This is a genomic window from Pseudomonas sp. ASL7 (genome assembly GCF_056680375.1).
Genome location: NZ_CM155279.1, coordinates 2404064 through 2430401 on the forward strand (window position 1 = coordinate 2404064; position 26338 = coordinate 2430401).

Genomic DNA, 26338 nt, shown 5'->3' on the forward strand with positions numbered 1-26338 from the left:
AAAACAAGAGAAACCCCATGAAGAACATCAACGTCAAATCGTTTGGTGCGGTTCTATTCGCCCTCGCCACGGGTCATTGCCTGGCAGGCCAACCGGCCGATGTCGGCGAAGGCACTGTGTTTCGCAGCATTTTCGGTGACTCGCTGGAGCGCGACTATGGCATCAAGGTGTCCGGCCTGCTCGACGCCGGTTACTCTCGCAACAACAACTCATCCCATGAGGATCGCGAGTCCGGACAGACCAACACCCCCGTGGCCGGTTTCGGCGACGAAGGCTTTGAACTCGGCACCCTTCACCTTTTTGCCGACAAAGCGTTGAAGGCCAATTTCATCCCCCGCGTCACGCCCTTGCCCGGCCCGGCACCCACTGACGCCTCTTTCGGCTTCACGCTCGAGGCCGCCTACGGTCGCAATGCGCAGCAGGCCCGCACTTACGGCTGGGACATGCACTGGGGCATCAACTCTCCAGGTGACGACGATCCGGATAAGGCCCGACGCGACAAACAGAACTTCCTCGCCGTACCTAACATCGCCGCCACGGCTTACCTGCCGTATGCCGGCGGCTTTACCGCAATCGCCGGCATCTTTGGATCAGGGCTCGGCTACGAAATCCCACCCAACGTGCGTGCGGCGCGCAACCCGTTTGCCAGCCGTTCCTACGCCTTTATGACCGAGTCCGGCACTGTTTCCGGGTTCCTGCTGGGCAAACGTCTGGTCAATAACTCCAGCATGTTGCTCGGCGCCGAGTTAGGCGTGATTCAGGGCCAGGGCAATCTGCGCGACAACAACGACAGCAAGGCCTTGCTGGGCGCACTACGCTGGCGTACGCCCGACATGAACACCTGGATCGACTATGAATTTCTCGTCGGTGACTCACAAAACGAGAGCCGCGACGACATACAAACACCTCGCGGTCGTCTGATTTCCAGCGACGGCCAGTTCAAGCAGCAGCACTCGCTCAATGGCTGGCATCGGTTCGATGAAAAGTGGTCAATGGGCGGGGAAATGGTCTACGGCCGTCAAGCGGGCGACGGCAAAGCCTCGACCGTCGACATCGTCACCGGTCCCGGTTTTGATGGGGCGCACTGGTGGGGCGCCAACGTGGTGTTGACCTACCAGCAACGCAAGGACTTGTCGTTCTCTGTGCGGGCGGAGCATTTCGACGACCCGGACGGCTACATTCTGTTCCCCTCCTCCACGTCACGAGGCGCGTTCAATGCGCTGACAACGGGCCTGCGCTACGACTTCAACAAGTACCTGTCGCTACGTCCGGAGCTGCGCTACGACTGGTTCAATGGTCACGACGATGCTCGCCCGTTTGGCAATGGTGATGCGCGCAACCAGCTGACCGGAACTGTGGAAGCGCTGGTGTATTTCTGAGATGTGCTACGCGCTAACGCTATGACTCCGTGACGGGATAAAAGCGTTAGTGCGGCGGTGAAGTTTTCACCTCCATGGCGACGCTTCGGCTTATGGGGTCAGCCGTCGGCGTTCATGACGGGCGGTTTTCGGCCGATTGTGTTGAAAAAGTCGGTCCTTCCAGACTGCCCGCATACTGGTTGCTGAAAACGCCTTTTTTGCGCGCAGCTGCGCGAAATCTGAGCCCTGAATCCTCTGCTCATAGCAAAGATTTCAATCTCAAGCGCGTACTTTTCTGCCGTGGAAACCATGGCCGACTTTTTCAACAGAATCGGCCAGAAGCGGTCACTCCCGACACTCATAAAGAACCCTATGCAGCCTGCCCATCACAAAGGAAGTGGCCTGTCCTGGACGACCCGTTTCATGACGAGCATCGAGGTCAGCCGTTGCACATTGGGTAACGTTGAAAGGCTCTCGTCGTAAAGTCTCTGAAAGGCTGGCAGATCCTGGGTGATTACGTGCAGCAGGTAGTCCGGTTCCCCAAACAGACGCTGGGCATCGACCACCTGGGGTATTTCGATGAGCGCCGTCTCGAACACCTCGACAGCTTGCCTGTCACCCTCCCGGAGCGTGGCAAATACCATGGCAGAAAAGTTCAGGCCGAGCGCGCCTGGATCCAGTTGCGCACGATAGCCCAGCAACACACCGGACTCCTCCAGTGCCCGAACCCGCAAGGAGCGGGTAGCACCATGACCTTCAGCGTTTTCGTTGCATTCTGGGCCGTGTCGATTCTGTTCATCATCACGCCAGGCGCAGACTGGGCCTACGCGATTTCGGCGGGATTGAAGCATCGAGTCGTCCTGCCCGCTGTGGGCGGCCTGTTATCCGGCCACTTGATTGCCACAATGATTGTTGCCGGCGGTGTTGGCACGTTGGTCGCCAACCATCCTGTGGCCTTGTCGGCGCTTACGATTGCCGGGGCCCGCTACCTGCTTTGGTTGGGCGCCAACATGCTTGCCCGCCCTTCCAGCCCCCACGCGGATGAGATTCAGCCGTCAGGCTCATGGAAGCGCTGGGCGCTCAAGGGGCTGTGCGTGAGCGGGCTGAATCCGAAAGTCCTCCTGCTGTTCCTGGCGCTCTTGCCTCAATTTGCCGACGCCACTGCTCCCTGGCCGGTGCCGATGCCGATGATTGCGCTCGGACTCGTCCACACTGTCAGTGTGGCGTGATCTACCTGCTGGTCGGATTTGGCTCGCAGGTCATTCTTCGGGCGCGCCCTGCCGCCGCTCAACAGGTCAGCCGTTTCTCAGGAGCCGCGATGATCATCATCGCGCTGGTGCTGCTGATCGAACAGATGCGCGGTTGATCCCTCTTAAGCGAGACATGCCTTTCTTTTTTAGCCGCAGCCAATTGCTGCCAGGGAGCACTTATGAAAAGCCCGAGAGAACGTGCCGCCGAAGGTCTCCAGGTGGGAGACCGGTTCACGATAGTTCGCTGTTTTACAGAGGATGATATTCGTCAGTTCGCGCAGATCTCTCGAGACTACAACCCGGTTCATTGCGATGCGCGCTACGCCGAACTACGCAGGTTCAAGGCGCCCATTGCCCATGGCCTTCTGACCGCCAGCCTCGTCACCGAAATTGGCGGGCAAATCGGCTGGCTGGCCACAGGGATGAATTTCGAGTTCAAACGACCGGTTTATGCAGGTGAACAAATCGCCTGCCATTGGCTCATCGCTGACATCAACGAACGTGGTCACGCAAAAGCCGAAGTCAGGATACTCAACGCGCAGGGAGTCATGGTGCTGGAGGCAACGACGACCGGCGTCCTGCCCGGAAACGAAGAGCGCGAACGCCTCAAACAAATGCTTGCTGAGGGCGATCTCACTAACGGAGCTGCCGTAACCATAATTTGAAATGGGTGACAAATGGTGTTCCCTTCGTGTGCCTGCCGAGGCCCATGGCGACAGGCAGAAACGGCCAGAAACGGACACTCAATCCCAAAATCGTGCCCCATGAGCAGACGGTCTATCCTGCCGCTTCTCGTCGTAATTACCGAACATAGATAGCAAAAGATCAGAAATCCGCTATTACGTAAGTAATTGCCACTTCATTCATTGCAGATCGTCACAGGTACGACCCACCATGCGAAATCCACTTAAGCATTCGAGAGTTCGTTTTGGTTTTTTACTGGGTGTTATCTCAATGGGGCTGACCGCTTGCAGCAGCGACAAGGACATGACTGCACCTAAAGAAATTACTCGACCACCTATCGATGACAGCGAGACTTCGTCTGTGCGAATCACGACTAGTTGGCTACAACACTCACTCAGCCAAACTGGCTGTCTGGAGCACGCCAGCGCGGCTCTTACAAAAGCGAGATATTTTGTTGAAGCAGGAGACAGATCAGTCTTTGGGTTGCGTGAAGGTATGACTTTTTCGATTCGCTGCGACTACGAAGGCGTTGCTTTTTTAGCAGTGGCTTATCGCCACAGGCCAAGTACTCAAACCCAGGATCGGATCTTGAATGAAATCACCAGGCTATTTTAAGGCCTGCAGGCGTGGGGTATAGCGGCTCGCCCGTAGCGAGACCAATCCCGATCCTCTTCTCTGACGCCCGTGGAGACAACGATTGCCGGCTTGCTGGCATCGAAGCCGGCAGTCACGAGCCCGTCCCGCCAGTTCGCCTCTCAGGCCGCCGCGCCCACGCCGTCACCCTTTACCCCCGTCGGAACATCATGCAGGGAAATCCTTGAGGTCTCCGGCAATGCCAAACCACCGGCCAGCGCGAGCACGGCCACTGCAATCAGATAGAACGCCGGCGACAGGTTGCTGCCGGTGATGCTGATCAACCCTGTCGCCACCAGCGGCGCGGTGCCACCGAAGAGCGTATAGGCCATGTTGTAGGTAATAGCCGAAGCGGTATAGCGAGTACGGGTGGGGAAGGTTTCCGAGAGCAAGGCCGCGGTAACCACGCCACACAACACCGCGCCAATCGCCAAGAGCATAACGCCGACGATAGACGCTGCGAACACGCCGGAACTGGCCATCAGAAACGACGGATACACCGTCACAATCAACAGAGCGCACGCCGTCATCATCGTCACCCGACGCCCTACCCGATCTGAATATAGCCCGGCCAGCGGGCACATCGCCGCGGCGAAGATCAACGCGATCAGCGATACCAGCAACGCCGTTGCACGACTCAGCCCGCCAGCGACTTGCAGGTAGGTCGCGAAGTAGGTGGTGAACATATAGAACGACAGCGCCGTCAGCGACACAAAGGCACCCAGGCAGCAGATCGCCGCGCCATGGTTGCGTAAAGTGTCCTTGAGCGGGGAATGGGCAACCGCATGTTCCTCACTCACGGCCTGGAAAGCCGGGGTTTCATCCAGCTTCCAGCGCATGTAAAGACCAATCAGGCCCAGCGGCGCGGCAATCAGGAACGGCAGGCGCCAGCCCCAGCTACCCATGGCTTCGGCCGATAATGATGCCTCAAGGGTGTAGGCCACCACTGCTGCCGCAGCGAAGGCGGAAAATGTCGACACCGGAATGAAGCTGCCATACCACGCCCTTTTATCGTTGGGTGCATGCTCCATGAGGTAGGCACAGGCACCTGCGTATTCGCCTCCAGCGGAAAAGCCCTGGACGCAACGGATCAGGGTCAGAAGAATCGGCGCCATGACCCCGATAGCGGCATAAGTGGGCAGCAAGCCGATCAAGGTCGTGGCACTCGCCATCATCAGGATTGTCATCGCAAGGGTTCGCTTACGGCCGATCCTGTCGCCCAGCATGCCGAAGACAATCCCGCCAAGGGGCCGAAACGCAAAGGCCACTGCAAACACCGCAAAGGTCTTGAGCAACGCGGCACTGGCGTCGCCGCTGGGGAAAAATTGCTGGGCGATGGTCGTGGCCAGGAAGCCATAGACCGCGAAGTCGAACCACTCGACGAAATTGCCGATGGCAGCGGCGACAATCACTTTTCTCAGCGTTTTCGGGCTGACTTGCTCTGTAGCTGCGCTTGTCATGCTGAACCTCGACATTTCATCCATAAGCGTTCGATTATCGGAGCAGCCACTGAAACGGTTCATTTCAAAAGTGTCATCCGTATAGTCAGTACCGACTCATTGCTATTGGATTCAGCATGATTTATGCCATAGACGAGGGATATCCACTTTTGGCCGAGAGCTGCAATCGCTGAGGTGTATGAAAAAAGCCGCTGACAGTGATGTCAGCGGCTTCTTGTCAGGACACTGGAGTTCGGTCTCGGAAACACCCAAAACCCAATGTGGGAGCGAGCCTGCTCGCGATGGACGTTAATGATAACGCGTGTTTACTGGATAACGCGTCGCATCGAAATCCATCGCGAGCAAGCTCGCTCCTACAATTTGCTTAACTGATCGGCATTAACCGCGCTGGGTGCTTTTTTATGGAACTTACCAGCGACCGTCGCCACGGCCATGGTAGAAGTCGTGATCAAATCCCCTGTGATAACCACCGTCGTAGTAGCCCCGGGGTGGCGCTGGCTCGAACCGGCGGTATTCAATCCGCGGCGCCACCGGTACATAGGCGACTCGCTGGTATTGCGAGGGGTAACGAGGTTGTGGTTCGTAGCCTTGGTATTGTGGACGGTAGTGGTCATGGCCCGAACCGGCGATGACGGTGGCCAGTATCGCACCCACTGCCGCCCCGGCGATGACTGGCACTATCACATCTCGCTCGTTAGCGGATGCCGCACCCGCGGCGACCAGGCAACCGGACAGGATCAAGGCTTGAGTCATCTTTGAAAACATGGTGTCTCCTCTGGCGGATAGGTGTGGATTCGCCATGGACGTATGAAACACCCATTTCGTGTAAGCGCAGGTCTAGGCTCGGTAAAGGTTGAGTAAAGCGATGGCAGGGAGTGTCGCGCTTCGGACCCCACCGGGGTGGGTGCTGATCTCAGAGAAAAACAGGGGCAGACTACGAATGGTCGGCATTTGCGTTAAATCGTGGTCTGTCCCTTTTGATGCTAAGCGGGGCGCGGTGCTTCTACAGGCGGGGTGCCTTCGTGAAACATCGTCTTCAGTTGAGCACGCAGTTCCGGTGAGTCAGTGTGCTTGTGAACACTGACCGCATGCAGTGCGGCAGCTTCGAGCAGTTCGTTTTCAGAGTCTGCGGACAGCGCGACCGAGCATTTGGAATCGCTTGGAAATTCGCGGCAGTCGATGTATTTACGCGCCATGATCTTCTCCTCTACGACGAAGGCAGGCCGTGGCCTGCGTGAACGATCACTCGACGCGCCACCCCAGACTTAAACACGATTGCATGTCGCATCGAGTGTGCCGACTTTTTAAGTATAGGCCCGCCACAGGGCGCATAAAACCGGGGACGGACTGACGTGTGCGTGTCGTATTAGCGAAGCACACTGTTACCAGACCTTGCGTATGCGTACTAAAAGCCTGCAGGATTCCTTGCCGCCGCCCTAAGCGATCGGGCTATGATCAAGCTATATGAACCGGACTCCCTGACCTATGCCCGTTGACCTGCAAGAGCTCTACCCCAAACTGATCCATCTGATGCTGGACACGGTCTTCGTGGTTGATAGGGACAACCAGATTGTATTTGTGAGTGATGCCTGTGAGGCACTGCTTGGTTACCGTGCCAACGAGCTGACCGGCACCCCGATCACCGACTACATGCATCCTGACGACCTGGCGGTCACACGAGCCTCCATTATCCGGGTCATGAATGGTCAACCCCACTTCGATTTCCGCAACCGATATATCCGCAAGGACGGAGGCATCGTACACATCCTGTGGGCTGCCCTCTGGTCCGAAGAGGTGGGGGCGCGGATCGGTGTCGCACGGGACGTGACGGCGCTTAGCCAGGCTGAGGAGGAATTACGTTTCCTCGCCCATCATGATCCGCTGACAAAACTGACCAACCGGTCTCTTTTCAATGATCGATTGGACTCGGCCCTGCGAGCGGCACACCGCCACAACAGCACGCTGGCTTTGCTGTTTCTGGACATTAATGACTTCAAGGGTATCAATGATGTCCATGGCCATGCCGTGGGCGATCGTGTGCTCTGCATGATTGCACGACGGCTGGAAGGCTGCGTACGTGAGACAGACACGGTGGCCCGGATGGGCGGTGATGAGTTCACTGTTCTGTTGACGGATATCCAGTCGGAGGTCGCCGTTTCCGAGAAGATGGCGCAGATTCTCGCGATCATGGCCGAGCCGCTGGGCGCTGAATTTGGGGGGATCAACATGCCGTCCTGCAGTATAGGCGTGGCCTTGTATCCCGCGGACGGAGAGGATGCCGATACGCTGCTCAGCCATGCGGATGACGATATGTACCGAATAAAAAGGCAACGTTCTGCAGCTGGGTGATGAGCCTGCAGGGTACCTTCGGCAAAGCACAGCAGGTTTGAGTCTATTCAAACAGTCCGCTATTGCCCGCTACCAAAGCAGACAGTCCAGCATGGATGTCAAACTGAGACGTAGCGCCTGCTTTGTGCTTCTAATTAATTCCTTGAGAATGAGCTGTATTACCGCTTTCGAAAGCGGCTATGGCGATATATGTCGATTGACATGCGCACGGTGCTGCCGTTGGGTTAGTGCAGTGTGACAATGCGCATAACTTTGGATTTCGCTGAGTCGGAGCTAGTCAAATCAAGTTGTCAGGTGCTTACCGATTTCGCCCCAAAAATGTCGATCAACTCTGTTAAGAAGGCGCTCACCACATCGTGCTGGCGAGTAGAGTGTCGAACCGCTGCATGAAAGCCGACCTCATAGCGCAACTGCTCAGGGTTAAGTGGGTGCAACTGCCCTAATGCTTCATGCTTGGCGGCGTAATGCTGCGGCAGAAAACCCAGGTGTTGGCCCGACAGAATGAGCAAAGCGGCCCCGTCCATACTGTCGGTGAGCGCCGTCAAACGCTCAAGGGACGTGGGTGCCGGCATTTCTGGTAACGGGTGGCTGGGCCAAACCCAGTCGTGCTCGCGAACATCCTCATTATTGAGCGCTCCAACCTTGTCAAAAAGAGGATGCGTGGGGCCGCAATAGGCAATTTGTGTTTCTTGAAACAGCGAAAAATAATCGATGTTGGGCAGACGGTGCCAGAAATAGCCAATCGCCAGATCAAGATGACCATTGATCAGTTTCTCTTCCAGGAACGATGACGACAGCTCGGTAAAGTGGAAATACAGCCCTTCATGATGGGATCGCAGACGGGCGATGGCCAAGGCAATTTTTTTGTTGGCCACGGGGTCGATCTGGCCAAGCAATCCGATATTGATGTTGCCGGTGATCTTGCGGTTGATGTGCTGGACTTCGATGCGAAACCCCTCCGTCGCGGCCATCAATCGGCGGGCCGCATCCAGGAATTGGCTACCCTTGGGCGTGACGAAAAAACCGGCCCGTCCTCGTTCGCAAAGGCGAAACCCCAGCCTCGCTTCCAGCGTGGCGAGTTGCGCACTGATGGTGGGCTGCGTGGTATTGAGCGCCGTTTGTGCTGCCGAAATCCCCCCCGCCTCAACGACGGCAAGAAACACCCGGATCAAGCGTAGATCCAGCTCCGATACAGTCCCCAGCATACGTGCTCCCGATAATCAGCTACATAGACAAACATCAATGTAAACAGTTGGCCTGCGATATTTTACAGCCCCGATCAAATCCATACATTGCAAAGGGCCGGTACTCACAGCCTGAATGCTGGAGAGCGTGAGCGGATGTCTCATGGTACTGGCGGGCAATGATAGGTCGCGTTTTGGTGCAGTTACCACAACGTTTCAGCGACCTCATCGCAAGTTTTTTGGAGCGCCATCTGATCTGGAAGTCGAGCAAGGGTAGTCGTCGACACAACTGACAGCTACACCCATATAAAAACAATTTTCACTATCGATTCCAAGCAAAAGGAGAATCGTATGTCAGAGTCCAAGAGCTCAGCGCGCGCCATCGAGGCGAGCGGCGGGATGGCCATCGAAGGCCGCTCGATCGATTACATTCCGGAAAATGAACGGCACGCCAAACTCAGCAGCCAGGGCCCATTCTGGTTTTTGGGTAACTTCCACTTCTTCACCATTTCCATTGGTTTTGTTGGCCCAAGCCTGGGGCTGTCGGCACTGTGGACGATGTTGGCCGGTGCGCTCGGCATCATGTTTGGCACCATTTTTATGGCTTTCCATGGCTCCCAGGGCCCTGAGATGGGCCTGCCGCAAATGATCCAGTCGCGTGCCCAATTCGGCTATCGCGGCGTGATCCTCGCCTTGATGGCGACGATGTTTGTGTTCGTCGGCTTCAACGTGGTGAACATTTCGCTCATCATGGATGGCCTCAAGCATGTCTTCGGACTCGATCCGACGATTGTGGCCGTCGCCGTCGTGCTGATCGGCGCGTTGCTGGCGATCTATGGCCACGATCTGATGCACAAGGCGTTCAAGTGGGCGCTGCTGGCCACCTTACCGCTCTATACGCTCGTCACCATCGCCTTGATGTTTGGCGTAGGCCACAGCGATGTCGCTCCCGCAACCACCCTCGGCTTCAACTGGGTCGCGTTTGCCACCCTGTTTGCTATTGGTGCCAGCTACAACATTTCCTACGCACCGTATGTCTCCGACTACTCCCGTTATCTGCCGAAAAACACCAGCAGGCCGAAACTGATCGCTGCGGTGTTCCTGGGGGCCTCCTTGTCGGGCGCCTGGATGATCGGCCTGGGTGCCTGGCTGGCGCAGCAGTTGCAAGCGACTGATGCACTGGTGGCGCTGAATCAGGTCGGATCTTCCATGATTCCTGGCTTGGGCAACGTGCTGGTGCTGGTGTCGGTTGCGGGCTTCTTGCCGATCATCGCGCTCAATACCTATAGCGCTATGCTGACGCTGCTGACCGGTGCCGACTCGATCAAGAAAATCACCCCAACGCCTCGCGCTCGTGTGATGTCGATCTTCGCCATCAGCATCATCCTGTTGGCTTGCGTGCTGTCGATCAAAGGCGATGGTATCGCGCTGTTGAATACCTTCCTGGTCGTGCTGCTGTACTTCCTCGTGCCATGGACTGCCGTTAACCTGGTGGATTACTTCTTTGTTCGCAAAGGCCAGTACGCGATTCCACACTTCTTCACCCCTAAAGGCATTTATGGTGCCTGGCAATTCCGCGGGATTATTTCGTACCTGGTTGGATTTGCCGCCATGGTGCCGTTCTTCTACATCTTTGATGCCACAGCCAACAAAGAGGTTTTTGTGGGCCCGATGGCGCATATGCTGAATGGTGTGGACATCTCCTGGCTGGTAGGTCTGCTGGTCTCTGGCCTGACTTATTACATACTCAGTCGTTCGATCGATCTTGAGTCCGAACGTCGGGTCATCGCGTCAATTACCGAAAGAGATATTCTTTCGATGGTGCATGCGTCGACAGCTGATTAGCGTTGAAATTGCTTGGGATCCGTTTGGTTGCAGTGAAGCGGCATTGACCATGACCAGCGGATCCATATTCAAGAACAAAGGAAGTCTGTGAAATGTACACACCCAAAAGTATCACCGTCGCGTGCTGCCAAGTGGCGCCAAAGATTGGCGACCTTGCCTACAACCGAATGCTCTCCGAACGGGTGATTCGTATGGCAGCCTCTCGCGGCGCCCAGGTTGTGGTGCTGCCCGAGTTGGTGCAGAGCGGCTACCTCTTCGCTGACCGTAGCGAAGCGCTGGCCTCGTCTGAATCGACAGATGGACCGACCTTACGCTTGTGGGAAGCACTGGCCCGTGAACTGAATATCGTCATCGTTGCAGGATTCTGCGAGCGGTTAGAGGACGAAGGAGTGGCCAACAGCGCGGCGCTGATCGATGCCCAGGGTTTGCGCGCGGTTTACCGCAAGGCGCACCTCTGGGACGCGGAAAATTCAATTTTCAGCGCCGGAAACGCGCAGCCTCCGGTGGTGGAAACTGCTTTTGGGCGAATCGGCATGATGATTTGTTACGACCTGGAGTTCCCTGAGTGGGTACGGCTACCGGCGTTGGCGGGTGCGGAGCTGCTTTGCGCGCCTGTCAATTGGCCTAATGGTCCTCGACCAGAAACCGAGCGCCCGACTGAAGTGGTGCGAGTTCAGGCCAATGCCTCGGTCAATCGGATGTTCATCGCCGCGTGTGATCGTCACGGCCACGAGCGCGGTGTCGACTGGGTCCAGGGATCGGTTGTCGTCGACGCTGACGGCTATCCTATGACAGGGCCGACGGAGCTGGCAGGCGAGCAGATTTTGCTGGCGACGCTGAACCTCGCCGAAGCGCGTAACAAGCGCATCAGTGACCAGAATGACTTGCATCGTGATCGTCGTCCTCAACTCTATAGCAACTCGCTCGAGTAACAGGTAATAGGGAGGCGCATGGGCAACTTGGCGTGTGCGCCGCTCTCCTAACGTTGTCCCCTATATCTAGCGCCGCCAACTTGACCAGTTCGAGCTGAGGACGATTGGGTAATGTGATGTAGATTGCATCGGCACGTGGTAACCGTACCACCAGGTTAATAGGCCATGCCTCAGGGGCAATAAAGATCGCCCTCCGCGTAGTTTGAGTTGCGTAGAAGCGCTAGCAGCTATCCCACTTCCAACTCTGTCTTAGCTCTGATCGATAGTTGTTGTTGCGAATTTAAACGCAGCCCAGCATGTTTCACCCTGCGTTCTATAGGCAGCGACGGGCGGAGCTACATGATCAGGAAGTCATATGCGATTTAAGTCTATCCAATTTTCGGTTTCGGCTTTTGCCGGTGCGAGTATTTTGGCTGTGGTTGCAGCCTTGGTACTTTATGCAAACTTTGATGGTTCCCGTACTCAAGACCTCGTGCATCAGCGCACAGAGAGTCTGATGCACAAAGCAATCAATGAGCATCTGCTGGCCATGGCGAACGCCCAAGTTGGCCAGCTACAGCGCCAGTTCGAATACCCAATGATCGTGGCCAAATCCCTGGCCACTCTCAATAGTCGACTTGGCCAAACTGGCGATGACGGCACACAACTCGGGATAAGCCGCAAAGCGCTTACTTCTTTAGCCGGTGAATACCTCAAGGACAACCCGAAGCTGCTCGATCTCTACATCGGCTGGGAAACCAACGCTTTTGACAAGAACGATGTCGTTTATGCCGGGAACAAGGAAGCCGGGTATGACGCTACAGGACGATTCATGCCCTGGTGGTACCGCGATGGTGGAAAACTCAAGCTCGAACCACTAACCGTAGAGATAATGGAGAGCCAGGAACGCCAGCCCACTGGCGTACGTACCGGCGAGTACTACCTATGCCCACGGGAAACCGGAAAACCTTGCGTCATAGATCCTGCTTCTTACGACTACGGTGGCAAACAGGTACTCGTGGCGTCCTTCAATGCGCCGATCATGGTCGACGGTCAGTTTCGCGGCATCGTCGGCAACGACTTGGCACTTGACTTCATCCAGGACATGCTCGGCCAGGCCAAGCAAAAGCTTTACTCTGGCGCGGGCGATCTGGCCTTGATCGCGGCCAATGGCAATCTGATCTCCTCTACCCGCGACCCCAGTCTGGTCGGGCAGTCTGCCGAGAAAGTAATAGATCCTGGTCTCCTGCAGCAGCTCAAGCAGAGCACCAGCGAATCCGCCATCATCAACCTGAATCAGGACAGTCAGAAGTACCAATTACTGATGCCTTTTCGCGTGGCTGGCACCGACACCCAATGGACACTGGCCATTGAGCTACCTGCCAAAGCCGTTCTGGCCGACTTGCATCAGTTAGAGGATGAACTTGCAGGTCAGGTGCATGAGCAGACCCTGGGAATGGCCCTGATAGGCCTTCTAGTGGCCGCCCTTGGTCTGGTGGTAATAGGGTTCGTTGGTTACGGAATTGCTCGCCCACTAAAACGCATGGTCGGCATGCTTGACGATATCGCCAAGGGCGACGGCAACCTGACTGTGCGGCTGAACGTTGATCGCGCCGACGAGCTTGGACATATTTCAAAAGGATTCAACACCTTTCTTGGCAAGCTACAGTTGATGATTAGCCAAGTGGTAACGTCGGTACAAAAGGTCAGCGACTCTTCCGAGCAGACTGCCGACATTGCCATCCGCACCAATCAAGGAATGCAGAAGCAACTGGCGCAGATTGAGCTCGCGGCCACTGCCGTGCATGAAATGTCCGCTACCGCCCAGGATGTTGCGCGCAGCGCTACTCGGGCGGCGGAGGCTGCTAACCATGCCGACCAGGCAGCGAATCACGGAAAACGCATTGTCCAGAGCGCCGCCAATGCAATTTCTGCCCAGGCCATCGAGATTGGTCGTGCTGTCAACGTGGTTCAGAACCTGGCAATGCGTAGTGAGAACATCAACATAATCCTGGTTGTTATTCGCGGTATTGCAGAACAGACCAATCTACTGGCGTTGAATGCCGCCATTGAGGCCGCCCGAGCAGGCGAGCAGGGCCGAGGTTTTGCCGTAGTGGCTGACGAAGTTCGTAACTTGGCTCAAAAAACTCAGCGGGCTATCGAAGACATTCAGACGATGATCCAAGAATTGCAAAGCGGCACCAGTGAAGTGGTCAAAGTGATGCAGGGCAGCCAGGAGATGACAGATACCAGTGTGCGCCACGCTAATGAGGCGGCGGATGCACTTGTGTCTATCACTCAGGCGGTGTCAGTGATCAACGACATGAATATCCAGATCGCAAGCGCAGCTGAAGAGCAGAGCTCCGTCGCTGAGGACATCAATCGTAACGTTACCGATATTGGTTTAGTTGCCTCGCAAGTGGCGGGTTGGGCCGACGAGGCCAGCCAGGCCAGCGCCGAAATGATCAAACTGGCCGAGCAACAACGCCGGCTCATCAATCAGTTTCGCGTTTAAGAACGGGGGCTGATCAAACGGGCATCGCTGGCAGACCCTTTCAGCTGCAAAAACCATGGCCGACTTTTTCAACAGTGTCGGCCGATTGCTGCCTGTCGTGAAAGGTTGCAATCGACCCATTATTGAGAGTCCGTGCCGCCTTCTTTTTAGCAACCGCATCGCCCACAAAAAACCCGCTGACCGTCACCGGTTCAGCGGGTTTTTACTATGGATCAGATCATCCAGACGCCCCATCAAAAATCTGATGGAGATCCTGATTACAAAGCCATATCACTAGCAGCACTAGCCTTCGGCGCTTTCGCCTTTTCAGCATCAGCCGGCGCAGCAGCCGGAGCCACCATCTGCCCAATCGCCGGCGGCGGAGTCAGCTGCAGCACCTTGGCGGTGTAGGCCCACTCTTGCGCAACCTTTTCAGGACTGCCATTCAACTGAGTGCCATAGCTCGGCACGATCTGATGCAGCTTTTCCTGCCAGGCGGGGCTAGCCACCTGATCCTTGAACACCTTTTGCAGCACGGCCAGCATGATCGGCGCTGCGGTCGATGCACCCGGCGATGCGCCCAGCAGACCGGCGATGGTGCCGTCGGCAGAAGTGACAATCTCGGTACCCAGTTTCAGCACGCCACCGGCGGCTTCATCACGCTTGATGATTTGCACGCGCTGGCCGGCTTGCCACAGGCGCCAGTCTTCGGCTTTGGCATTCGGGAAGTATTCTTTCAGGGCGTTCATGCGGTCTTCGTCAGACAGCATCAGCTGACCGGCGAGGTACTCGACCAGCGGGTATTCCTTGATACCGACTTTGGTCATTGGCCACACGTTGTGCGGGGTGGTGGTGGTCAGCAGGTCCAGGTACGAGCCTTCCTTGAGGAACTTGGTGCTGAAGGTCGCGAATGGGCCAAACAGGATGACGCGTTTGCCGTCCAGGACACGGGTGTCCAGGTGTGGAACCGACATCGGCGGTGCGCCAACGGAGGCTTTGCCGTAGGCCTTGGCCAGGTGTTGCTCGGCAATGGTCGGGTTCTCGGTCACCAGGAACGAGCCGCCTACCGGGAAGCCTGCGTATTCCTTGGCTTCAGGAATGCCGGACTTCTGCAGCAGGTGCAGGGCACCGCCACCCGCGCCGATAAACACGAACTTGGCGTCTGTTTCGGCTTTGCTGCCGTCTTTCAGGTTTTTGTAGCTGACGCGCCAGGTGCCGTCTTCGTTCTTGGTGATGTCTTGCACTTCGCTAGACAGCTTCAAGTCGAACTTCGGTGTGGTTTGCAGGTGCGCAACGAACTGACGGGTGATCTCGCCGAAGTTGACGTCGGTGCCGATTGGCGTCCAGGTGGCCGCGACTTTCTGGTTCGGGTCACGCCCTTCCATCATCAGCGGAACCCACTTCTTGATCACCGCCGGGTCTTCGGAGTACTGCATGCCGGCGAACAGCGGGCTTGCTTGCAGCGCTTCGTAGCGTTTCTTCAGGAACTTGATGTTGTCGTCGCCCCACACAAAGCTCATGTGCGGCGTGGAGTTGATAAACGAACGCGGGTTTTTCAGCACACCTTGCTGAACCTGCCAGGCCCAGAATTGACGGGAGATCTGGAAGGCTTCGTTGATTTCAACGGCTTTCGGGATCGAGACTTTGCCGTTTTCATCTTCGGGGGTGTAGTTCAACTCAGCCAGGGCGGAGTGACCGGTGCCCGCGTTGTTCCAGCCGTTGGAGCTTTCCAGGGCGACGCCGTCGAGGCGTTCGACCATTTCCATCGACAGGTCCGGTTGCAACTCATTGAGCCAGACCCCGAGGGTCGCGCTCATGATGCCGCCGCCGATCAGCAGTACATCGACCTTCTTTGCCTCTTCCGCGTGAGCGGACGTGATCCCCATCGACAAAGCCAGCCCCAACAGGGCCGTGTTCATTTTTTTAAACATCTGTAGCACCTTTGATAAAACGTCATCCGCCCTTCCCTCCTTATTTACGAGCTCCCGTGTTCACGACATCCAGGCAGTCTGTCGCGGGTGTTCGCACATAAGGATTGGAGGGTGGGCACACAAGGCCGACGTGTCTCCATCGACCTCAGTTATATGTCCCTACTGAACTGACTTTTTATCATTATTGGCCTCAGCTACTTGAGCGACAGTGATTCTGTTGGCGCGCCTCAAGGACACGCAAACTGAATAGGTCAAACCAAGTTGGGGCGAAGAATATCACGACATCTCGAACCCGCGCGTCTGTTACCGACTGGTTAGTCCGAGCACGTGCGCCGGGGCCACTATACTGATCCTGAATTTCTCGGTGAGACCGTGAGGAGCAGTCATGAGCGATAAAGACGATCTGCGCAAATATTCCTCTCAAGTGGTCGACGGCGTAGAGCGTGCGCCCGGTCGCGCCATGCTGCGCGCCGTGGGTTTCACTGATGAGGACTTCAAGAAGCCGCAAATCGGTATCGCCTCGACCTGGGCGATGGTCACGCCGTGCAACATGCACATCGACAAGCTGGCCATTGAGGCCGAAAAAGGCGCGAACGCCGCTGGCGCCAAAGGCGTGATTTTCAACACCATCACCATTTCCGACGGCATCGCCAATGGCACCGAGGGCATGAAGTATTCGCTGGTGTCGCGGGAAGTGATCGCCGACTCGATTGAAGTGGTGGCCGGGTGCGAAGGCTTCGACGGGCTGGTGACCGTGGGCGGTTGTGACAAGAACATGCCGGGGTGCCTGATCGGCATGGCGCGGCTGAATCGGCCTTCGATCTTTGTGTATGGCGGCACTATTCGGCCAGGCGCCGGCCACACTGACATCATTTCCGTGTTCGAGGCCGTGGGCCAGCATGCGCGGGGTGATATCAACGAGATTCAGGTCAAACAGATCGAAGAAGTGGCGATTCCCGGCCCCGGTTCCTGCGGCGGCATGTACACCGCCAATACCATGGCCTCTGCCATCGAGGCGCTGGGCATGAGCCTGCCCGGTTCCAGCTCCCAGGACGCCGTCGGCAGCGACAAGGCCTCGGACAGTTTCCGCGCCGGTCAGCAGGTGATGGAACTGCTGAAGCTGGACCTCAAGCCGCGCGACATCATGACCCGCAAAGCCTTCGAAAACGCTATCCGGGTGGTGATCGCCCTCGCCGGCTCTACCAATGCCGTGCTGCACCTGTTGGCGATGGCGCATGCGGTGGATGTCGAGCTGACGCTGGATGATTTCGTCGAGTTGGGCAAGATTTCCCCGGTGGTTGCCGACCTGCGCCCCAGTGGCCGATACATGATGAGCGAGCTGGTCGCCATCGGCGGCATTCAACCCTTGATGAAGCGCATGCTCGCCGCCGGCATGTTGCATGGCGATGTGCTGACGGTCACGGGCAAGACACTGGCGCAAAATCTGCAAAACGTGCCCGACTACCCCGCCGGCCAGGATGTCATTCTGCCGTTCGACCAGCCGATTAAAAAGGACTCGCACCTGGTGGTGCTGCGCGGCAACCTCTCGCCCACCGGCGCGGTGGCCAAGATCACGGGCAAGGAAGGCCTGCGCTTTGAAGGCACGGCCCGGGTCTACCATGGCGAGGAAGGCGCGCTGGCCGGCATCCTCAATGGCGAAGTCAAAGCCGGCGACGTGATCGTGATCCGTTACGAAGGCCCCAAGGGCGGCCCCGGCATGCGCGAAATGCTCTCTCCGACATCGGCGGTCATGGGCAAAGGGCTGGGCAAGGACGTGGCGCTGATTACCGACGGCCGTTTCTCCGGCGGCTCGCACGGTTTTGTGGTGGGGCATATCACGCCTGAGGCCTTTGATGGCGGCCCGATTGCATTGATCGAAGACGGTGACACCATCACCATCGACGCTGAAACCCGGCAGATTACGGTCGATGTCTCTGACGCCGTGCTGGCTGAGCGCAAGACCCGCTGGGTGCGGCCGCAATCCAAATACAAACGCGGGGTGTTGGCGAAATATGCGAAGACCGTGTCCAGTGCCTCGGAGGGCGCTGTTACGGATAAATATCTTTAGGCATTTCCCCAAACTAATATCGAAAAAAGCCCCGCGACCAAATGGGGCGCAGGGCAAAAAATGGGTTGGTTGCGGCCAACCAAAGGATCGCGTGAAACCGTTGCAGGCGACTAACCGCTTATAGGCAGTCCTGTGCCGCCTGTTCGAAACTGGAAGGCATGAAACTCGAGGCCAGCAATTGGCGCTCGTATAAAAACACTTTGCCCCCGTTCGGGGCTTTGTAGGCCTCCAGCACATTGTCCGCTGCGACTTTGCTGGCCACTACAATCCGGTAACTTCGCTGGGTTTGCGACACGGTTGGGTTCATTGCGCGGCCTTGCAACTTCGGCACCACGCACTGGGTGTACTCGGCGGGTGTTTTTTTGGTCTGCAGCACCAGCGTCGGGTTATTCGGCGCGGAGGCGCAACCGGCCAGCAGTAAGGGGGCGAAGGCCATGACAGGAACAAATAAAAGGCGCATGAATACAGTCCTGAAATAAAATTTTCTGATTCGTTGAGCAACGAGGTTCAGCATCGGCGTCGCGATTTTCCCCCTTTCTACGAAAAACAAAACCTGTGTTTCTTGATGGTCACTATCATCTGAACCGATAGTTGTGCGACGTACCGACTGATGCACGCTCACCCATTGTTGAACAGACTCTTGAGGATCACCCGTGAACGCCCACCAGAAACAGCGAACCTTTGATCTGATCCGCGACGCCATCCTGCCGGAGTTTCGCGATCGGGTAACCGAATACCTGGTCGAATACGAAACCGTGCTGCACGAGGACGCCGCCGACGCCGAACCGGTCCGTGCAGTCGCCCATCAGTTGCGAGGTTACTTGCGGGGATTGAACACCACTCGGGTGTTGGGTATGGCGGATTGGGAAGAGCTGGATCGGCGAGTAGTGGAGTCGTGGCGGTTGTAGTTGCCTCGCGCCACTGCCTCGCCCAGGTTCAGCATACCCCCACTTGGGTATCGCTTTGGGTAAGGGGCACTCATTCGCGAGCAGGCTCGCTCCCACACGGGATCTTCGTTGAGCGCTAATGGTGCGTACGACGCTGATCAAAGGTGGGAGCGAGCCTGCTCGCGAAGAACGATAACGCGGTGTTCAGCAATGCGCCCCCGCATGTTCGACACGGTGAAACAGACGGTTGAAATACACCAGACTGTCCCCCTCCCCGCGCACACCGACCTTCGACAGCTCAACGAACATCACCGAATGCGACCCCACTTCCTTGCACTCGGTGATCCGGCCTTCGAGCTGTACCAGGGCATCGCGCAGCACCGGCACCTCGGCAGCGCCGTCGTCCCACAAGTCCCAGGCAAATCGTTCGGCCATCGGTACTTGGGTCATGCCGGCAAAGTGTCGGGCCAGTTCTTCCTGTTCGCCGCACAGCACGTTGACGCACAAATGGCCGTTGGTGCGGAACACATCGTGGGTGGCACTGTTGCGGTTGACACAGACCAGCACCGTGGGCGGCGAATCCGTCACCGAGCACACGGCGCTGGCCGTGATGCCACAGCGCCCGCCCGGGCCGTTGGTGGTGATGATGTTCACTGCGGCAGGCAACTGCGCCATGGCGTTGCGAAAGTCGATTTGCTGCTGGCTCAGGTTGGCCATGTCGATGCCCCTTCCTTCAGGAGGACCGCCCGTTCGCGGTCCGTAGGTGATGGAACAAGACTAAGGTCCAACGCATTGCGCAACCATCCTGACGATCCCCATGCCGAGGTTGGCTTTCCGCTAGTCGACTAGGTGGTTTCTTTATCGTCAGGGCTCGTCACAGTGAGTATTCTGCTACCTGGCTCCAATGAAAGCTGATGTCCGCCGCAGCGTGTTTGTGTGCGAAAAACAATAACTAGAAATTATCGTGGCAGCCCCTGATGGAAACCCGTAAACCAATTGTTTATATCGTTGATGACGACAAAGACTTGCGCACCTCGCTGGCCTGGTTGCTGGAGTCGGTCAGTGTGCAAGCGCAGTGCTTTGCAGGCGCTGAAGAATTCCTCAGTCACTACGACCCCAAACAACCGGCGTGCCTGGTGCTGGACGTGCGCATGCCGCAGACCAGCGGCTTTCAGCTGCAGGAAATCCTCAACCAGCGCGGCAGCACCTTGCCAACCATCTTCGTGTCAGCCCACGGCGACATTCCGATGTCCGTCACGGCGATGAAGAACGGTGCGCTGGATTTCGTCGAAAAGCCCTACAACCCGCAGCAAATGATCGACCGCATTCAGGCGGCGTTGAAAACCGCCGTGCATGCTCAGGTCGATCAGGAGCAACGCCTGCACATGCAGCGCAAGCTGGCATTGTTGACGGGGCGCGAACGCGAAGTGTTGATGCTGGTGATCGACGGCAAGGCCAGCAAGGTGATCGCCCGCGAGCTGAACATCAGCGTAAAGACCGTGGATGTGCACCGGACCAAGATCAAGGAAAAGATGGGTGTCAGCAGCATCGCCATGCTGGTGCGCGAAGTTCTGCACTTGCCGGCTGAAGAGGCGGTGCGGCACTGACAGCCCTGTCCCCCGTAGCAGCTGCCGAGCCTGCGAGGCAGCTGCTATGTATGGACTCGCCCCCCACTGTCTACCCGCTTTTGAAAAACCGTCGCCCCGTTGCATCTATGTATCAGGCCTATTCGTGGAAGCCGTCTTCGGCTTCTGGCCAAAATTGGAAAAGCTCGTGCTCCCGCGTTGGCTTGTCAGCTTTCTCTGCGGTTAAATGTCCAGTACCAGACGAGCGGAAAGCGCCCGCGAAACGCACGCGCAAATCTGCTTGTTGGAAGCCTTCTCCTTGTTCGACAAACAGTTATCGCGGTGCTCTGGCACGCCCTCAAGCACCTCGACGATGCACGTGCCGCAGATCCCTTCGCGGCACTCGGTGTCGATGTCGCAGCCATGGGCCTGCAGCACATCCACCAGGCGGGTATTGGCCGGCACCTGAAGCACCACGCCGGAGCCGGCCAGTTCCACTTCAAAACTGCCGCTCGGGCCGGCATTCGCCGCCGGGTCGGCCTGAAAGTGTTCGAGGTGGATGGCGTCCTCGCAGCGGCTGCGCGCCGCGACCTCAACCACTTTGTTCATGAACGGTGCCGGACCGCAGGTGTACACATGCGCGAGGCTTCCCGCCTGGTTCAGGCACTCACTCAATGTGGCATCCATATCACCCGGTTCGACGCCATAGTGGAACTGCACTTGTCCGGCAAACGTACTCGCCAGCAGCTCGGCAAACGCCGCGTATTCTGGCGAACGGGCGAAATAATGGAGGCGCCACGGCTGGCCGTTTTCCATCAGTCGATAGGCCATGCTCAGCAACGGCGTCACGCCGATACCGGCAGCGCACAGAACATGTCCGGTCGCCGTCGGGTCGAGGCGGAACAGGTTGCGCGGCGCCCCCATTTCCAGCTCCATGCCCTCTTGCACCTGCTCATGCAGCGCCAGTGAGCCGCCACGCGACTGCGCTTCTTTCTTCACCGCCACCAGGTACGCGCTGCGATCCAGCGGCGGGCTGCATAGCGAGTATTGGCGGGTCACCCCGGTCGGCCCGGTCAGGTCGACATGAGCACCCGGTTCATACGTATCGAGCGGCTGGCCGTCACTGCGCACGAGGCGAAAGGAACGGATATCCAGCGCTTCGTCGACGATCCTTTCGATCTTCACCTTCATCATTGCATCACCTGAGATACGATTTTTATTTAAGGGACAACGCAGCCTGTAGTAGCTGCCGAGCCTGCGAGGCTGCGTCCGCTCGTAGCAGCTGTCGAGCTTGCGAGGCTGCGTCCGCTCGTAGCAGCTGTCGAGCCTGCGAGGCTGCGTCCGCTCGTAGCAGCTGTCGAGCCTGCGAGGCTGCGTCCGCTCGTAGCAGCTGTCGAGCTTGCGAGGCTGCGTTCGGCTGCGCAGCAGTCGTGAAACTGAGTACGCGGTCTTACTGATCCACCACATCGCCTGATTTTCACGACTGCTTCGCAGCCGGACGCAGGCTCGCAGGCTCGGCAGCTGCTACAGGTTCGCGTCGCGACAAATATCAGCGCATGAACAGGCCGCCGTTGATGTCCCAGCAGGCGCCGGTAACGGAGGCCGCGTGGTCGGCAATCAACAACAACACGCTGTCAGCGATGTACTCGGGCGCACCGAGTGTGCCGGCCGGAATCATTTTCAGAATCTGTTCCAGCCGCTCCGGGGCCACGGTTTCACGTACCACCGGCAAGTCCAGCGGCCCCGGCGAGAGGCTGTTGACCGTCACACCTTGTGGGGCCAGCTCACGGGCGAAAACTTTGGTCAGCGTCGCCACGCCCCCCTTGGCCGCCGCGTAATGCGCGCCGGTGGCGGTGCCGCCGTTTTGCCCGGCCAGGGAGGCGATGTTGACGATGCGACCAAAACCTCGCTCGGCAAAGTGCGCGCCGAACACCTGGCAGGCGACAAAGGTGCCGCGCAGGTTGATCGCCATCGACTCGTCGAACTCTTGGGGAGTGATGTCCATCAGCGCTGCGACTTTCGACACGCCAGCGTTGTTCACCAGAATGTCGGTGCCGCCCCAACGCTCGATGAGCAGGTCACGGGCACGCACAAAATCGGCCTTGTTGCGCACATCCAGTTCGATGGCGACGGCACTCGCGCCGCTGCTGTCCAGCTCCGAAGCCAGGCGTTGCACGCCGTCAAGGTGCACATCCGCCAGGCCGACGCGATAACCCGCCGCATGCAAACGGCGAGCGATGCATTCGCCAAGCCCGCGCGAAGCACCGGTTACCAGGGCGACTCGGTTCATGGTGTTGGCCCTCACAGCAGGAAACCGAGCGCGCTGAGGCTGTCGGTGGAATTGATCAAACGCACGACTTTACGTTCAAGCATCGGCACACCGTCGGTGAAGCGAATGCGATGGTTCAGGTCGGCCACGAACGGCGTGTGCACCCCGCGTTTGTAGGCGTACAGCAGCTGCGCGGAATTGACCTCGACCCTGTCCCCCGCCGCTTCCACCAGTCGGAAACGCGAAACGCTACGCACGGTTTTCGCCGCGTCCACCGCCGACGGCGAGTAGCCAGCGGTCAGGCGTTCGATGCGCAAGTCCCGCATGCGCGCATCGTCGTAGGCGTAATTGAGGCTGGCCTCGAAATCTTCGGTGTCCGGGTCAATTGGCACGATGTACCGCCCGCTCTCGCTCCACAACGTCGCCCACTCGGCGTAGTTTTTGTGGTCGAGCAGTTCAGCTTCACGCCAGATGAATTCGATGGCTTGGGCCAACGGGCCGGAAAAACCGTTCAGGGTGTCGTGATTGCTCATTCGCTCATCATCCTTTTCCACATGTCATAGGCACCGCGCATGCCGCCTTCGTCGGTGGCGTGGGAGACCCTGTCGCCGTTCTCGGCGATGATTTCGCGGTTGAGACCGCGGTTGACCAGGATGGGCGCGTCGACGCCGGCGTACGAGCCGCGCTGCACGCGGTCCCAGGCCTCGGCATCGTCGGGGCTGCCGAAACCGAACGGGCCCTGGAAGTGTTCGTGAATGCGCAGGCGTTCGCGGTTAGCGATGTCCGGGCCGCCGTCCATGCCGAGGGCGACATGGCGAATCTCGGTTTCGGTGACCGAGACCGGGCGCAGCACGCGAAAGAACGACATCGACATCGCGACGTTCGGGAACAGGTTCAGGTTGAAGCCGGCGCCGTGCAGCGAGCGCACGATGCGGCGTACTTGCTCGGGCGGCATGGTTTTCGACAGTTCTTGCGTCACATGCGCAAAGCGCTCCTGCAACTGTTCGGTGCCGTCGTCGTGATCCAGATCGACGTGCTCCGGCACCATCACCATCACGCTGTGGCCGTTGCCCAACGAGTGGGTGACCGCTTGTTCGTCGGTCATGAACGAGAGCATTTGCGAGGTTTCTTCATCTACCGACGACATGAATGACTTGTGCACGATCGGGAAGTGATAACCGTCGGTGGTGTTTTCCAGCTGGATCTTCCAGTTGCCCTTGAAACTGAATTTGTGTTCGCCCTGGGTCTTGATCGGGTAGCCGGCGCCCTGCTTCATGAACAGGTCCATCCAGTGTTTGGCCCCGCCGAGGAAATCCACCAGCGGTTCGATCTCGTCGTTGTAACTGGCGAAGACCATGCCGGCGTAACTTTCGACGCGCAGGCTGGTCAGCGGCAACTCGGACTTTTCCAGAATGCCTTCGTAGCCATCCGGGTACGGCAGCGCGCGCAGTTTTCCGTCCAGGCCATACGACCAGCTGTGGTACGGGCAGGTGAAACCGGTGGCATTGCCTTTGTGCTTCTCGCACACGGTAGCGCCACGGTGCCGGCAGCGGTTTTCCAGGACGTTGATGGTGTTCTTCTTGTCGCGAACAACGATCACCGGGCGACGGCCGATAGTGGCAGTTTTGAAGTCGCCGCTGTTGCGCACTTCGCTTTCGTGGGCAACCCACACCCAGGTGCGGTAGAAAATCTTTTCCAGCTCGGCTTCGAACAGCGCCGGATCGTTGTACAGCGAGACGTCGACGCGGTCGTGACTGACCAGTTCGTCCGGGCTTTTCGATGATGCGATCAGCCGGTATTCATGAGTGCTCATGCGGTTCTCCTCATGGCTTTTTTATGACTTTTTTTAGCGGTGGACCGTTCATCGGCCATGCGCAATTGCAGCTGCGCACCGAAGGCGCAAACCTGTTCGTCCTGACCTTTACGGCCGACGATTTGCAGTCCGACTTTCAGCCCGCCGCAATCCAGCTCCACCGGCACTGTCAGCGCGGGATGGCCGCTCAGGTTGAAAGGCCGTACCAGTGGGGTCATGCCGGCCACGGCTTTGCTCGCGCTGCGGGCTTCGATCAGCGTCGGCGGCAGGCTCGGCAGTGTCGGCAAAAGCAGCACTTCAAACGATTCCAGGGCGATATCCACCTGTTGGCTGAAACGCACCCGGACTTTTTCGGCTTGCGTCAAGTCCATGGCCGTGGTGCGGCTAGCGGCCAACAAGCGCTGCTCGACATCCGCGCCAAGCAGGCCCTTACCGGTGAGGTGGCCGAACGCGGCCCAGTTTTCAAAATTGATTACGGTCAGGCCGGCAGCAAACGCAGCGTCGAATTCACTCAGATGTAGATTGCCGCGGCGCCAGCCTGCACGGTCGGCGGCGGCGCCAAGGGACGCTTGCAAGTGCGGGTCGCAAGCGACGTCGAGAAAGCCGACTGACGCATTGCTCGAGGGCAAAGCCTGAGCGTGGAAGCCGGGGCAGATCACCTGCATCGCTGCGATCAAATCCGCCATGTCCGCCGCGAATGGCCCCACACAATCGAGGCTGGAAACCACTGGGTGCGCGCCGACCCGGCTGACTCGGCCATAGGTCGGTTTCAGCCCGGCAATGCCGCAACAGGCGGCCGGCACACGCACCGAACCACCAGTGTCGGTGCCGATGGCGATGTCCGCCAGACCTGCCGCCACCGCCGCGGCCGAACCGCTGGATGAGCCACCCGGCACCCGATCCGGTGCTTGCGGGTTGATTGGCGTGCCGGTCCAGTCGTTGATCCCGGTGACGCCGAACGCCAGCTCATGCAGATTGGTTTTGCCAACGATTTGCCAGCCTGCGTCGAGGATCGCGTCCACCACGTCGGCGTTGCGGGTCGCGGGTGTCGCCTCGGCAAACGCACGGCTGCCCGAACGGGTTGGATGGCCGGCAATGTCGATCGTGTCTTTGATCGCAACCCGTTTACCGCTGCCACCGAGTAAAAATTCGCTGATAAACGTGCTCATGCGCCCAGCCCCGTGTTGAACAAACGTTGAGTGCGAAAATGTGCGATCAACCAGACGCCGTCGTCACACCGAAAATCAATGTTCAACCGCGTGCCGAACAGCTCGCTGCGCCTATCGGCGTAGGTGGAAATCTGCTGCATGATCCACTGCCCTCGAGCCGTGTTGCCGTCGACCATGATCGATTCGCTGGTGAGGTAATGCAGGTTCAGCCGAAAGTGAGCCGACGGCGGCAAGTAACCGCCCACGAACGCCGCCACGGCATCTCGCCCGCGATGCTGTCCAAAGGTCTGCACCGTCTGACTGCCCACGCCTTCCCAGATCGCATCGACGCAAAACAACTGCGCCAACTCGCTGATCTGCGTCGTGGCCCTCGGCACATCGCACAGGTCCATGTAGCGCGCCATCAAGCGGCGCACCTGACTCTCCCCTTCTAGCGTCTCCAGACGCTGTAACAAGGCCTGGTTCATG

At 58.1% G+C, this 26338-nt stretch carries 23 protein-coding genes and 3 pseudogenes; 12 read left to right on the forward strand and 14 right to left on the reverse strand.

Going from position 1 to position 26338, the window contains the following annotated elements; translation table 11 throughout:
* Window positions 1–17: 17 nt before the first annotated feature.
* The gene (locus AC1MDT_RS10910) at window positions 18–1379 is read left to right on the forward strand and encodes an outer membrane beta-barrel protein (protein WP_480422030.1); all 1362 of its coding nucleotides are present in this window, start codon (window positions 18–20) and stop codon (window positions 1377–1379) included.
* 365 nt (window positions 1380–1744) lie between these two features.
* Here the strand turns inward: AC1MDT_RS10910 and AC1MDT_RS10915 are convergent.
* A pseudogene (locus AC1MDT_RS10915) lies at window positions 1745–2089 on the reverse strand (Lrp/AsnC family transcriptional regulator); the annotation flags it as partial.
* An 18-nt stretch (window positions 2090–2107) separates the two neighbouring features.
* Here AC1MDT_RS10915 and AC1MDT_RS10920 point away from each other — a divergent pair.
* The 3 genes and pseudogenes from AC1MDT_RS10920 (at window position 2108) to AC1MDT_RS10930 (ending at window position 3907) form a co-directional block, all read left to right on the forward strand.
* Window positions 2108–2724 (forward strand): annotated as a pseudogene (locus AC1MDT_RS10920) (LysE family translocator).
* A gap of 63 nt (window positions 2725–2787) precedes the next feature.
* A complete protein-coding gene (locus tag AC1MDT_RS10925) occupies window positions 2788–3273 on the forward strand; it encodes a MaoC family dehydratase (protein WP_480422031.1) in 486 nt (161 codons plus the stop codon).
* 229 nt (window positions 3274–3502) lie between these two features.
* Window positions 3503–3907: a hypothetical protein gene (locus AC1MDT_RS10930; RefSeq protein ID WP_480422032.1), complete on the forward strand. Its 405-nt coding sequence runs from the start codon at window positions 3503–3505 to the stop codon at window positions 3905–3907.
* Between the two features lie 140 nt (window positions 3908–4047).
* Here AC1MDT_RS10930 and AC1MDT_RS10935 read toward each other — a convergent pair whose 3' ends face one another.
* The 3 genes from AC1MDT_RS10935 to AC1MDT_RS10945 all read right to left on the reverse strand — a co-directional run bounded on the left by AC1MDT_RS10935 (window position 4048) and on the right by AC1MDT_RS10945 (window position 6581).
* Window positions 4048–5385, reverse strand: a complete 1338-nt coding sequence (locus AC1MDT_RS10935) for an MFS transporter (RefSeq protein ID WP_480422033.1) — start codon at window positions 5383–5385, stop codon at window positions 4048–4050.
* Window positions 5386–5793: 408 nt separating this feature from the next.
* Window positions 5794–6150, reverse strand: coding sequence for a hypothetical protein (locus tag AC1MDT_RS10940; RefSeq protein ID WP_480422034.1), 357 nt, complete (start codon window positions 6148–6150; stop codon window positions 5794–5796).
* 218 nt (window positions 6151–6368) lie between these two features.
* Window positions 6369–6581: a DUF1059 domain-containing protein gene (locus AC1MDT_RS10945; protein WP_480422035.1), complete on the reverse strand. Its 213-nt coding sequence runs from the start codon at window positions 6579–6581 to the stop codon at window positions 6369–6371.
* 289 nt (window positions 6582–6870) lie between these two features.
* Here AC1MDT_RS10945 and AC1MDT_RS10950 point away from each other — a divergent pair, with 289 nt between their 5' ends.
* The gene (locus tag AC1MDT_RS10950) at window positions 6871–7734 is read left to right on the forward strand and encodes a diguanylate cyclase domain-containing protein (RefSeq protein WP_480422036.1); all 864 of its coding nucleotides are present in this window, start codon (window positions 6871–6873) and stop codon (window positions 7732–7734) included.
* A 290-nt stretch (window positions 7735–8024) separates the two neighbouring features.
* Here the strand turns inward: AC1MDT_RS10950 and AC1MDT_RS10955 are convergent, their stop codons facing one another.
* Window positions 8025–8939 (reverse strand): LysR family transcriptional regulator, encoded by a 915-nt coding sequence (locus AC1MDT_RS10955; RefSeq protein ID WP_480422037.1) that lies wholly within the window; start codon window positions 8937–8939, stop codon window positions 8025–8027.
* A gap of 330 nt (window positions 8940–9269) precedes the next feature.
* On the opposite strand from AC1MDT_RS10955, the gene AC1MDT_RS10960 reads away from it, so the two are divergent.
* From AC1MDT_RS10960 to AC1MDT_RS10975, 4 genes and pseudogenes are all read left to right on the forward strand, one after another.
* Window positions 9270–10763: a purine-cytosine permease family protein gene (locus tag AC1MDT_RS10960; RefSeq protein WP_480422038.1), complete on the forward strand. Its 1494-nt coding sequence runs from the start codon at window positions 9270–9272 to the stop codon at window positions 10761–10763.
* A 92-nt stretch (window positions 10764–10855) separates the two neighbouring features.
* Window positions 10856–11695: a nitrilase family protein gene (locus AC1MDT_RS10965; protein ID WP_480422039.1), complete on the forward strand. Its 840-nt coding sequence runs from the start codon at window positions 10856–10858 to the stop codon at window positions 11693–11695.
* 1435 nt (window positions 11696–13130) lie between these two features.
* A pseudogene (locus AC1MDT_RS10970) lies at window positions 13131–13331 on the forward strand (HAMP domain-containing protein); the annotation flags it as partial.
* 102 nt (window positions 13332–13433) lie between these two features.
* Window positions 13434–14189, forward strand: coding sequence for a methyl-accepting chemotaxis protein (locus AC1MDT_RS10975; protein WP_480422757.1), 756 nt, complete (start codon window positions 13434–13436; stop codon window positions 14187–14189).
* A gap of 257 nt (window positions 14190–14446) precedes the next feature.
* Here AC1MDT_RS10975 and mqo read toward each other — a convergent pair whose 3' ends face one another.
* Window positions 14447–16099: a malate dehydrogenase (quinone) gene (mqo, locus tag AC1MDT_RS10980; RefSeq protein ID WP_480422040.1), complete on the reverse strand. Its 1653-nt coding sequence runs from the start codon at window positions 16097–16099 to the stop codon at window positions 14447–14449.
* A 385-nt stretch (window positions 16100–16484) separates the two neighbouring features.
* Here mqo and ilvD point away from each other — a divergent pair, with 385 nt between their 5' ends.
* On the forward strand, window positions 16485–18167 hold the full coding sequence (gene ilvD, locus AC1MDT_RS10985; protein WP_480422041.1) for a dihydroxy-acid dehydratase: 1683 nt from the start codon (window positions 16485–16487) through the stop codon (window positions 18165–18167).
* 118 nt (window positions 18168–18285) lie between these two features.
* Here the strand turns inward: ilvD and AC1MDT_RS10990 are convergent, their stop codons facing one another.
* On the reverse strand, window positions 18286–18627 hold the full coding sequence (locus AC1MDT_RS10990) for a hypothetical protein (RefSeq protein WP_480422042.1): 342 nt from the start codon (window positions 18625–18627) through the stop codon (window positions 18286–18288).
* A 193-nt stretch (window positions 18628–18820) separates the two neighbouring features.
* On the opposite strand from AC1MDT_RS10990, the gene AC1MDT_RS10995 reads away from it, so the two are divergent.
* Window positions 18821–19075, forward strand: a complete 255-nt coding sequence (locus AC1MDT_RS10995) for a hypothetical protein (RefSeq protein ID WP_480422043.1) — start codon at window positions 18821–18823, stop codon at window positions 19073–19075.
* Between the two features lie 183 nt (window positions 19076–19258).
* Here the strand turns inward: AC1MDT_RS10995 and hpaC are convergent, their stop codons facing one another.
* Entirely contained in the window at window positions 19259–19771 is a 513-nt protein-coding gene (hpaC, locus tag AC1MDT_RS11000; RefSeq protein WP_480422044.1) for a 4-hydroxyphenylacetate 3-monooxygenase, reductase component, read from the reverse strand.
* A gap of 260 nt (window positions 19772–20031) precedes the next feature.
* Between hpaC and AC1MDT_RS11005 the strand changes: the two genes are divergently transcribed.
* The gene (locus AC1MDT_RS11005; protein WP_480422045.1) at window positions 20032–20661 is read left to right on the forward strand and encodes a response regulator transcription factor; all 630 of its coding nucleotides are present in this window, start codon (window positions 20032–20034) and stop codon (window positions 20659–20661) included.
* Between the two features lie 201 nt (window positions 20662–20862).
* Here AC1MDT_RS11005 and AC1MDT_RS11010 read toward each other — a convergent pair whose 3' ends face one another.
* The 6 genes from AC1MDT_RS11010 to AC1MDT_RS11035 form a co-directional block, all read right to left on the reverse strand.
* The gene (locus tag AC1MDT_RS11010) at window positions 20863–21813 is read right to left on the reverse strand and encodes a PDR/VanB family oxidoreductase (RefSeq protein WP_480422046.1); all 951 of its coding nucleotides are present in this window, start codon (window positions 21811–21813) and stop codon (window positions 20863–20865) included.
* Window positions 21814–22168: 355 nt separating this feature from the next.
* Window positions 22169–22909, reverse strand: coding sequence for an SDR family NAD(P)-dependent oxidoreductase (locus tag AC1MDT_RS11015; protein WP_480422047.1), 741 nt, complete (start codon window positions 22907–22909; stop codon window positions 22169–22171).
* A gap of 11 nt (window positions 22910–22920) precedes the next feature.
* Entirely contained in the window at window positions 22921–23421 is a 501-nt protein-coding gene (locus tag AC1MDT_RS11020) for an aromatic-ring-hydroxylating dioxygenase subunit beta (RefSeq protein ID WP_480422048.1), read from the reverse strand.
* Window positions 23418–24701, reverse strand: coding sequence for an aromatic ring-hydroxylating oxygenase subunit alpha (locus tag AC1MDT_RS11025; RefSeq protein WP_480422049.1), 1284 nt, complete (start codon window positions 24699–24701; stop codon window positions 23418–23420). Before AC1MDT_RS11025 ends, AC1MDT_RS11020 begins: the two co-directional genes overlap by 4 nt.
* Window positions 24698–25870, reverse strand: coding sequence for an amidase (locus AC1MDT_RS11030; protein WP_480422050.1), 1173 nt, complete (start codon window positions 25868–25870; stop codon window positions 24698–24700). Before AC1MDT_RS11030 ends, AC1MDT_RS11025 begins: the two co-directional genes overlap by 4 nt.
* Window positions 25867–26337 (reverse strand): nuclear transport factor 2 family protein, encoded by a 471-nt coding sequence (locus AC1MDT_RS11035; RefSeq protein WP_480422051.1) that lies wholly within the window; start codon window positions 26335–26337, stop codon window positions 25867–25869. The genes AC1MDT_RS11030 and AC1MDT_RS11035 overlap by 4 nt, the downstream gene beginning before the upstream one ends.
* Between the last annotated feature and the right edge of the window lies 1 nt (window position 26338).

Bases quoted from the DNA above. Each gene is read 5' to 3' on its own strand.
- AC1MDT_RS10910 (WP_480422030.1), top strand. From the start codon at position 18: ATGAAGAACATCAACGTCAAATCGTTTGGTGCGGTTCTATTCGCCCTC.
- AC1MDT_RS10925 (WP_480422031.1), top strand. From the start codon at position 2,788: ATGAAAAGCCCGAGAGAACGTGCCGCCGAAGGTCTCCAGGTGGGAGAC.
- AC1MDT_RS10930 (WP_480422032.1), top strand. From the start codon at position 3,503: ATGCGAAATCCACTTAAGCATTCGAGAGTTCGTTTTGGTTTTTTACTG.
- AC1MDT_RS10935 (WP_480422033.1), bottom strand. From the start codon at position 5,385: ATGACAAGCGCAGCTACAGAGCAAGTCAGCCCGAAAACGCTGAGAAAA.
- AC1MDT_RS10940 (WP_480422034.1), bottom strand. From the start codon at position 6,150: ATGTTTTCAAAGATGACTCAAGCCTTGATCCTGTCCGGTTGCCTGGTC.
- AC1MDT_RS10945 (WP_480422035.1), bottom strand. From the start codon at position 6,581: ATGGCGCGTAAATACATCGACTGCCGCGAATTTCCAAGCGATTCCAAA.
- AC1MDT_RS10950 (WP_480422036.1), top strand. From the start codon at position 6,871: ATGCCCGTTGACCTGCAAGAGCTCTACCCCAAACTGATCCATCTGATG.
- AC1MDT_RS10955 (WP_480422037.1), bottom strand. From the start codon at position 8,939: ATGCTGGGGACTGTATCGGAGCTGGATCTACGCTTGATCCGGGTGTTT.
- AC1MDT_RS10960 (WP_480422038.1), top strand. From the start codon at position 9,270: ATGTCAGAGTCCAAGAGCTCAGCGCGCGCCATCGAGGCGAGCGGCGGG.
- AC1MDT_RS10965 (WP_480422039.1), top strand. From the start codon at position 10,856: ATGTACACACCCAAAAGTATCACCGTCGCGTGCTGCCAAGTGGCGCCA.
- AC1MDT_RS10975 (WP_480422757.1), top strand. From the start codon at position 13,434: ATGCAGAAGCAACTGGCGCAGATTGAGCTCGCGGCCACTGCCGTGCAT.
- mqo (WP_480422040.1), bottom strand. From the start codon at position 16,099: ATGTTTAAAAAAATGAACACGGCCCTGTTGGGGCTGGCTTTGTCGATG.
- ilvD (WP_480422041.1), top strand. From the start codon at position 16,485: ATGAGCGATAAAGACGATCTGCGCAAATATTCCTCTCAAGTGGTCGAC.
- AC1MDT_RS10990 (WP_480422042.1), bottom strand. From the start codon at position 18,627: ATGCGCCTTTTATTTGTTCCTGTCATGGCCTTCGCCCCCTTACTGCTG.
- hpaC (WP_480422044.1), bottom strand. From the start codon at position 19,771: ATGGCCAACCTGAGCCAGCAGCAAATCGACTTTCGCAACGCCATGGCG.
- AC1MDT_RS11005 (WP_480422045.1), top strand. From the start codon at position 20,032: ATGGAAACCCGTAAACCAATTGTTTATATCGTTGATGACGACAAAGAC.
- AC1MDT_RS11010 (WP_480422046.1), bottom strand. From the start codon at position 21,813: ATGATGAAGGTGAAGATCGAAAGGATCGTCGACGAAGCGCTGGATATC.
- AC1MDT_RS11015 (WP_480422047.1), bottom strand. From the start codon at position 22,909: ATGAACCGAGTCGCCCTGGTAACCGGTGCTTCGCGCGGGCTTGGCGAA.
- AC1MDT_RS11020 (WP_480422048.1), bottom strand. From the start codon at position 23,421: ATGAGCAATCACGACACCCTGAACGGTTTTTCCGGCCCGTTGGCCCAA.
- AC1MDT_RS11025 (WP_480422049.1), bottom strand. From the start codon at position 24,701: ATGAGCACTCATGAATACCGGCTGATCGCATCATCGAAAAGCCCGGAC.
- AC1MDT_RS11030 (WP_480422050.1), bottom strand. From the start codon at position 25,870: ATGAGCACGTTTATCAGCGAATTTTTACTCGGTGGCAGCGGTAAACGG.
- AC1MDT_RS11035 (WP_480422051.1), bottom strand. From the start codon at position 26,337: ATGAACCAGGCCTTGTTACAGCGTCTGGAGACGCTAGAAGGGGAGAGT.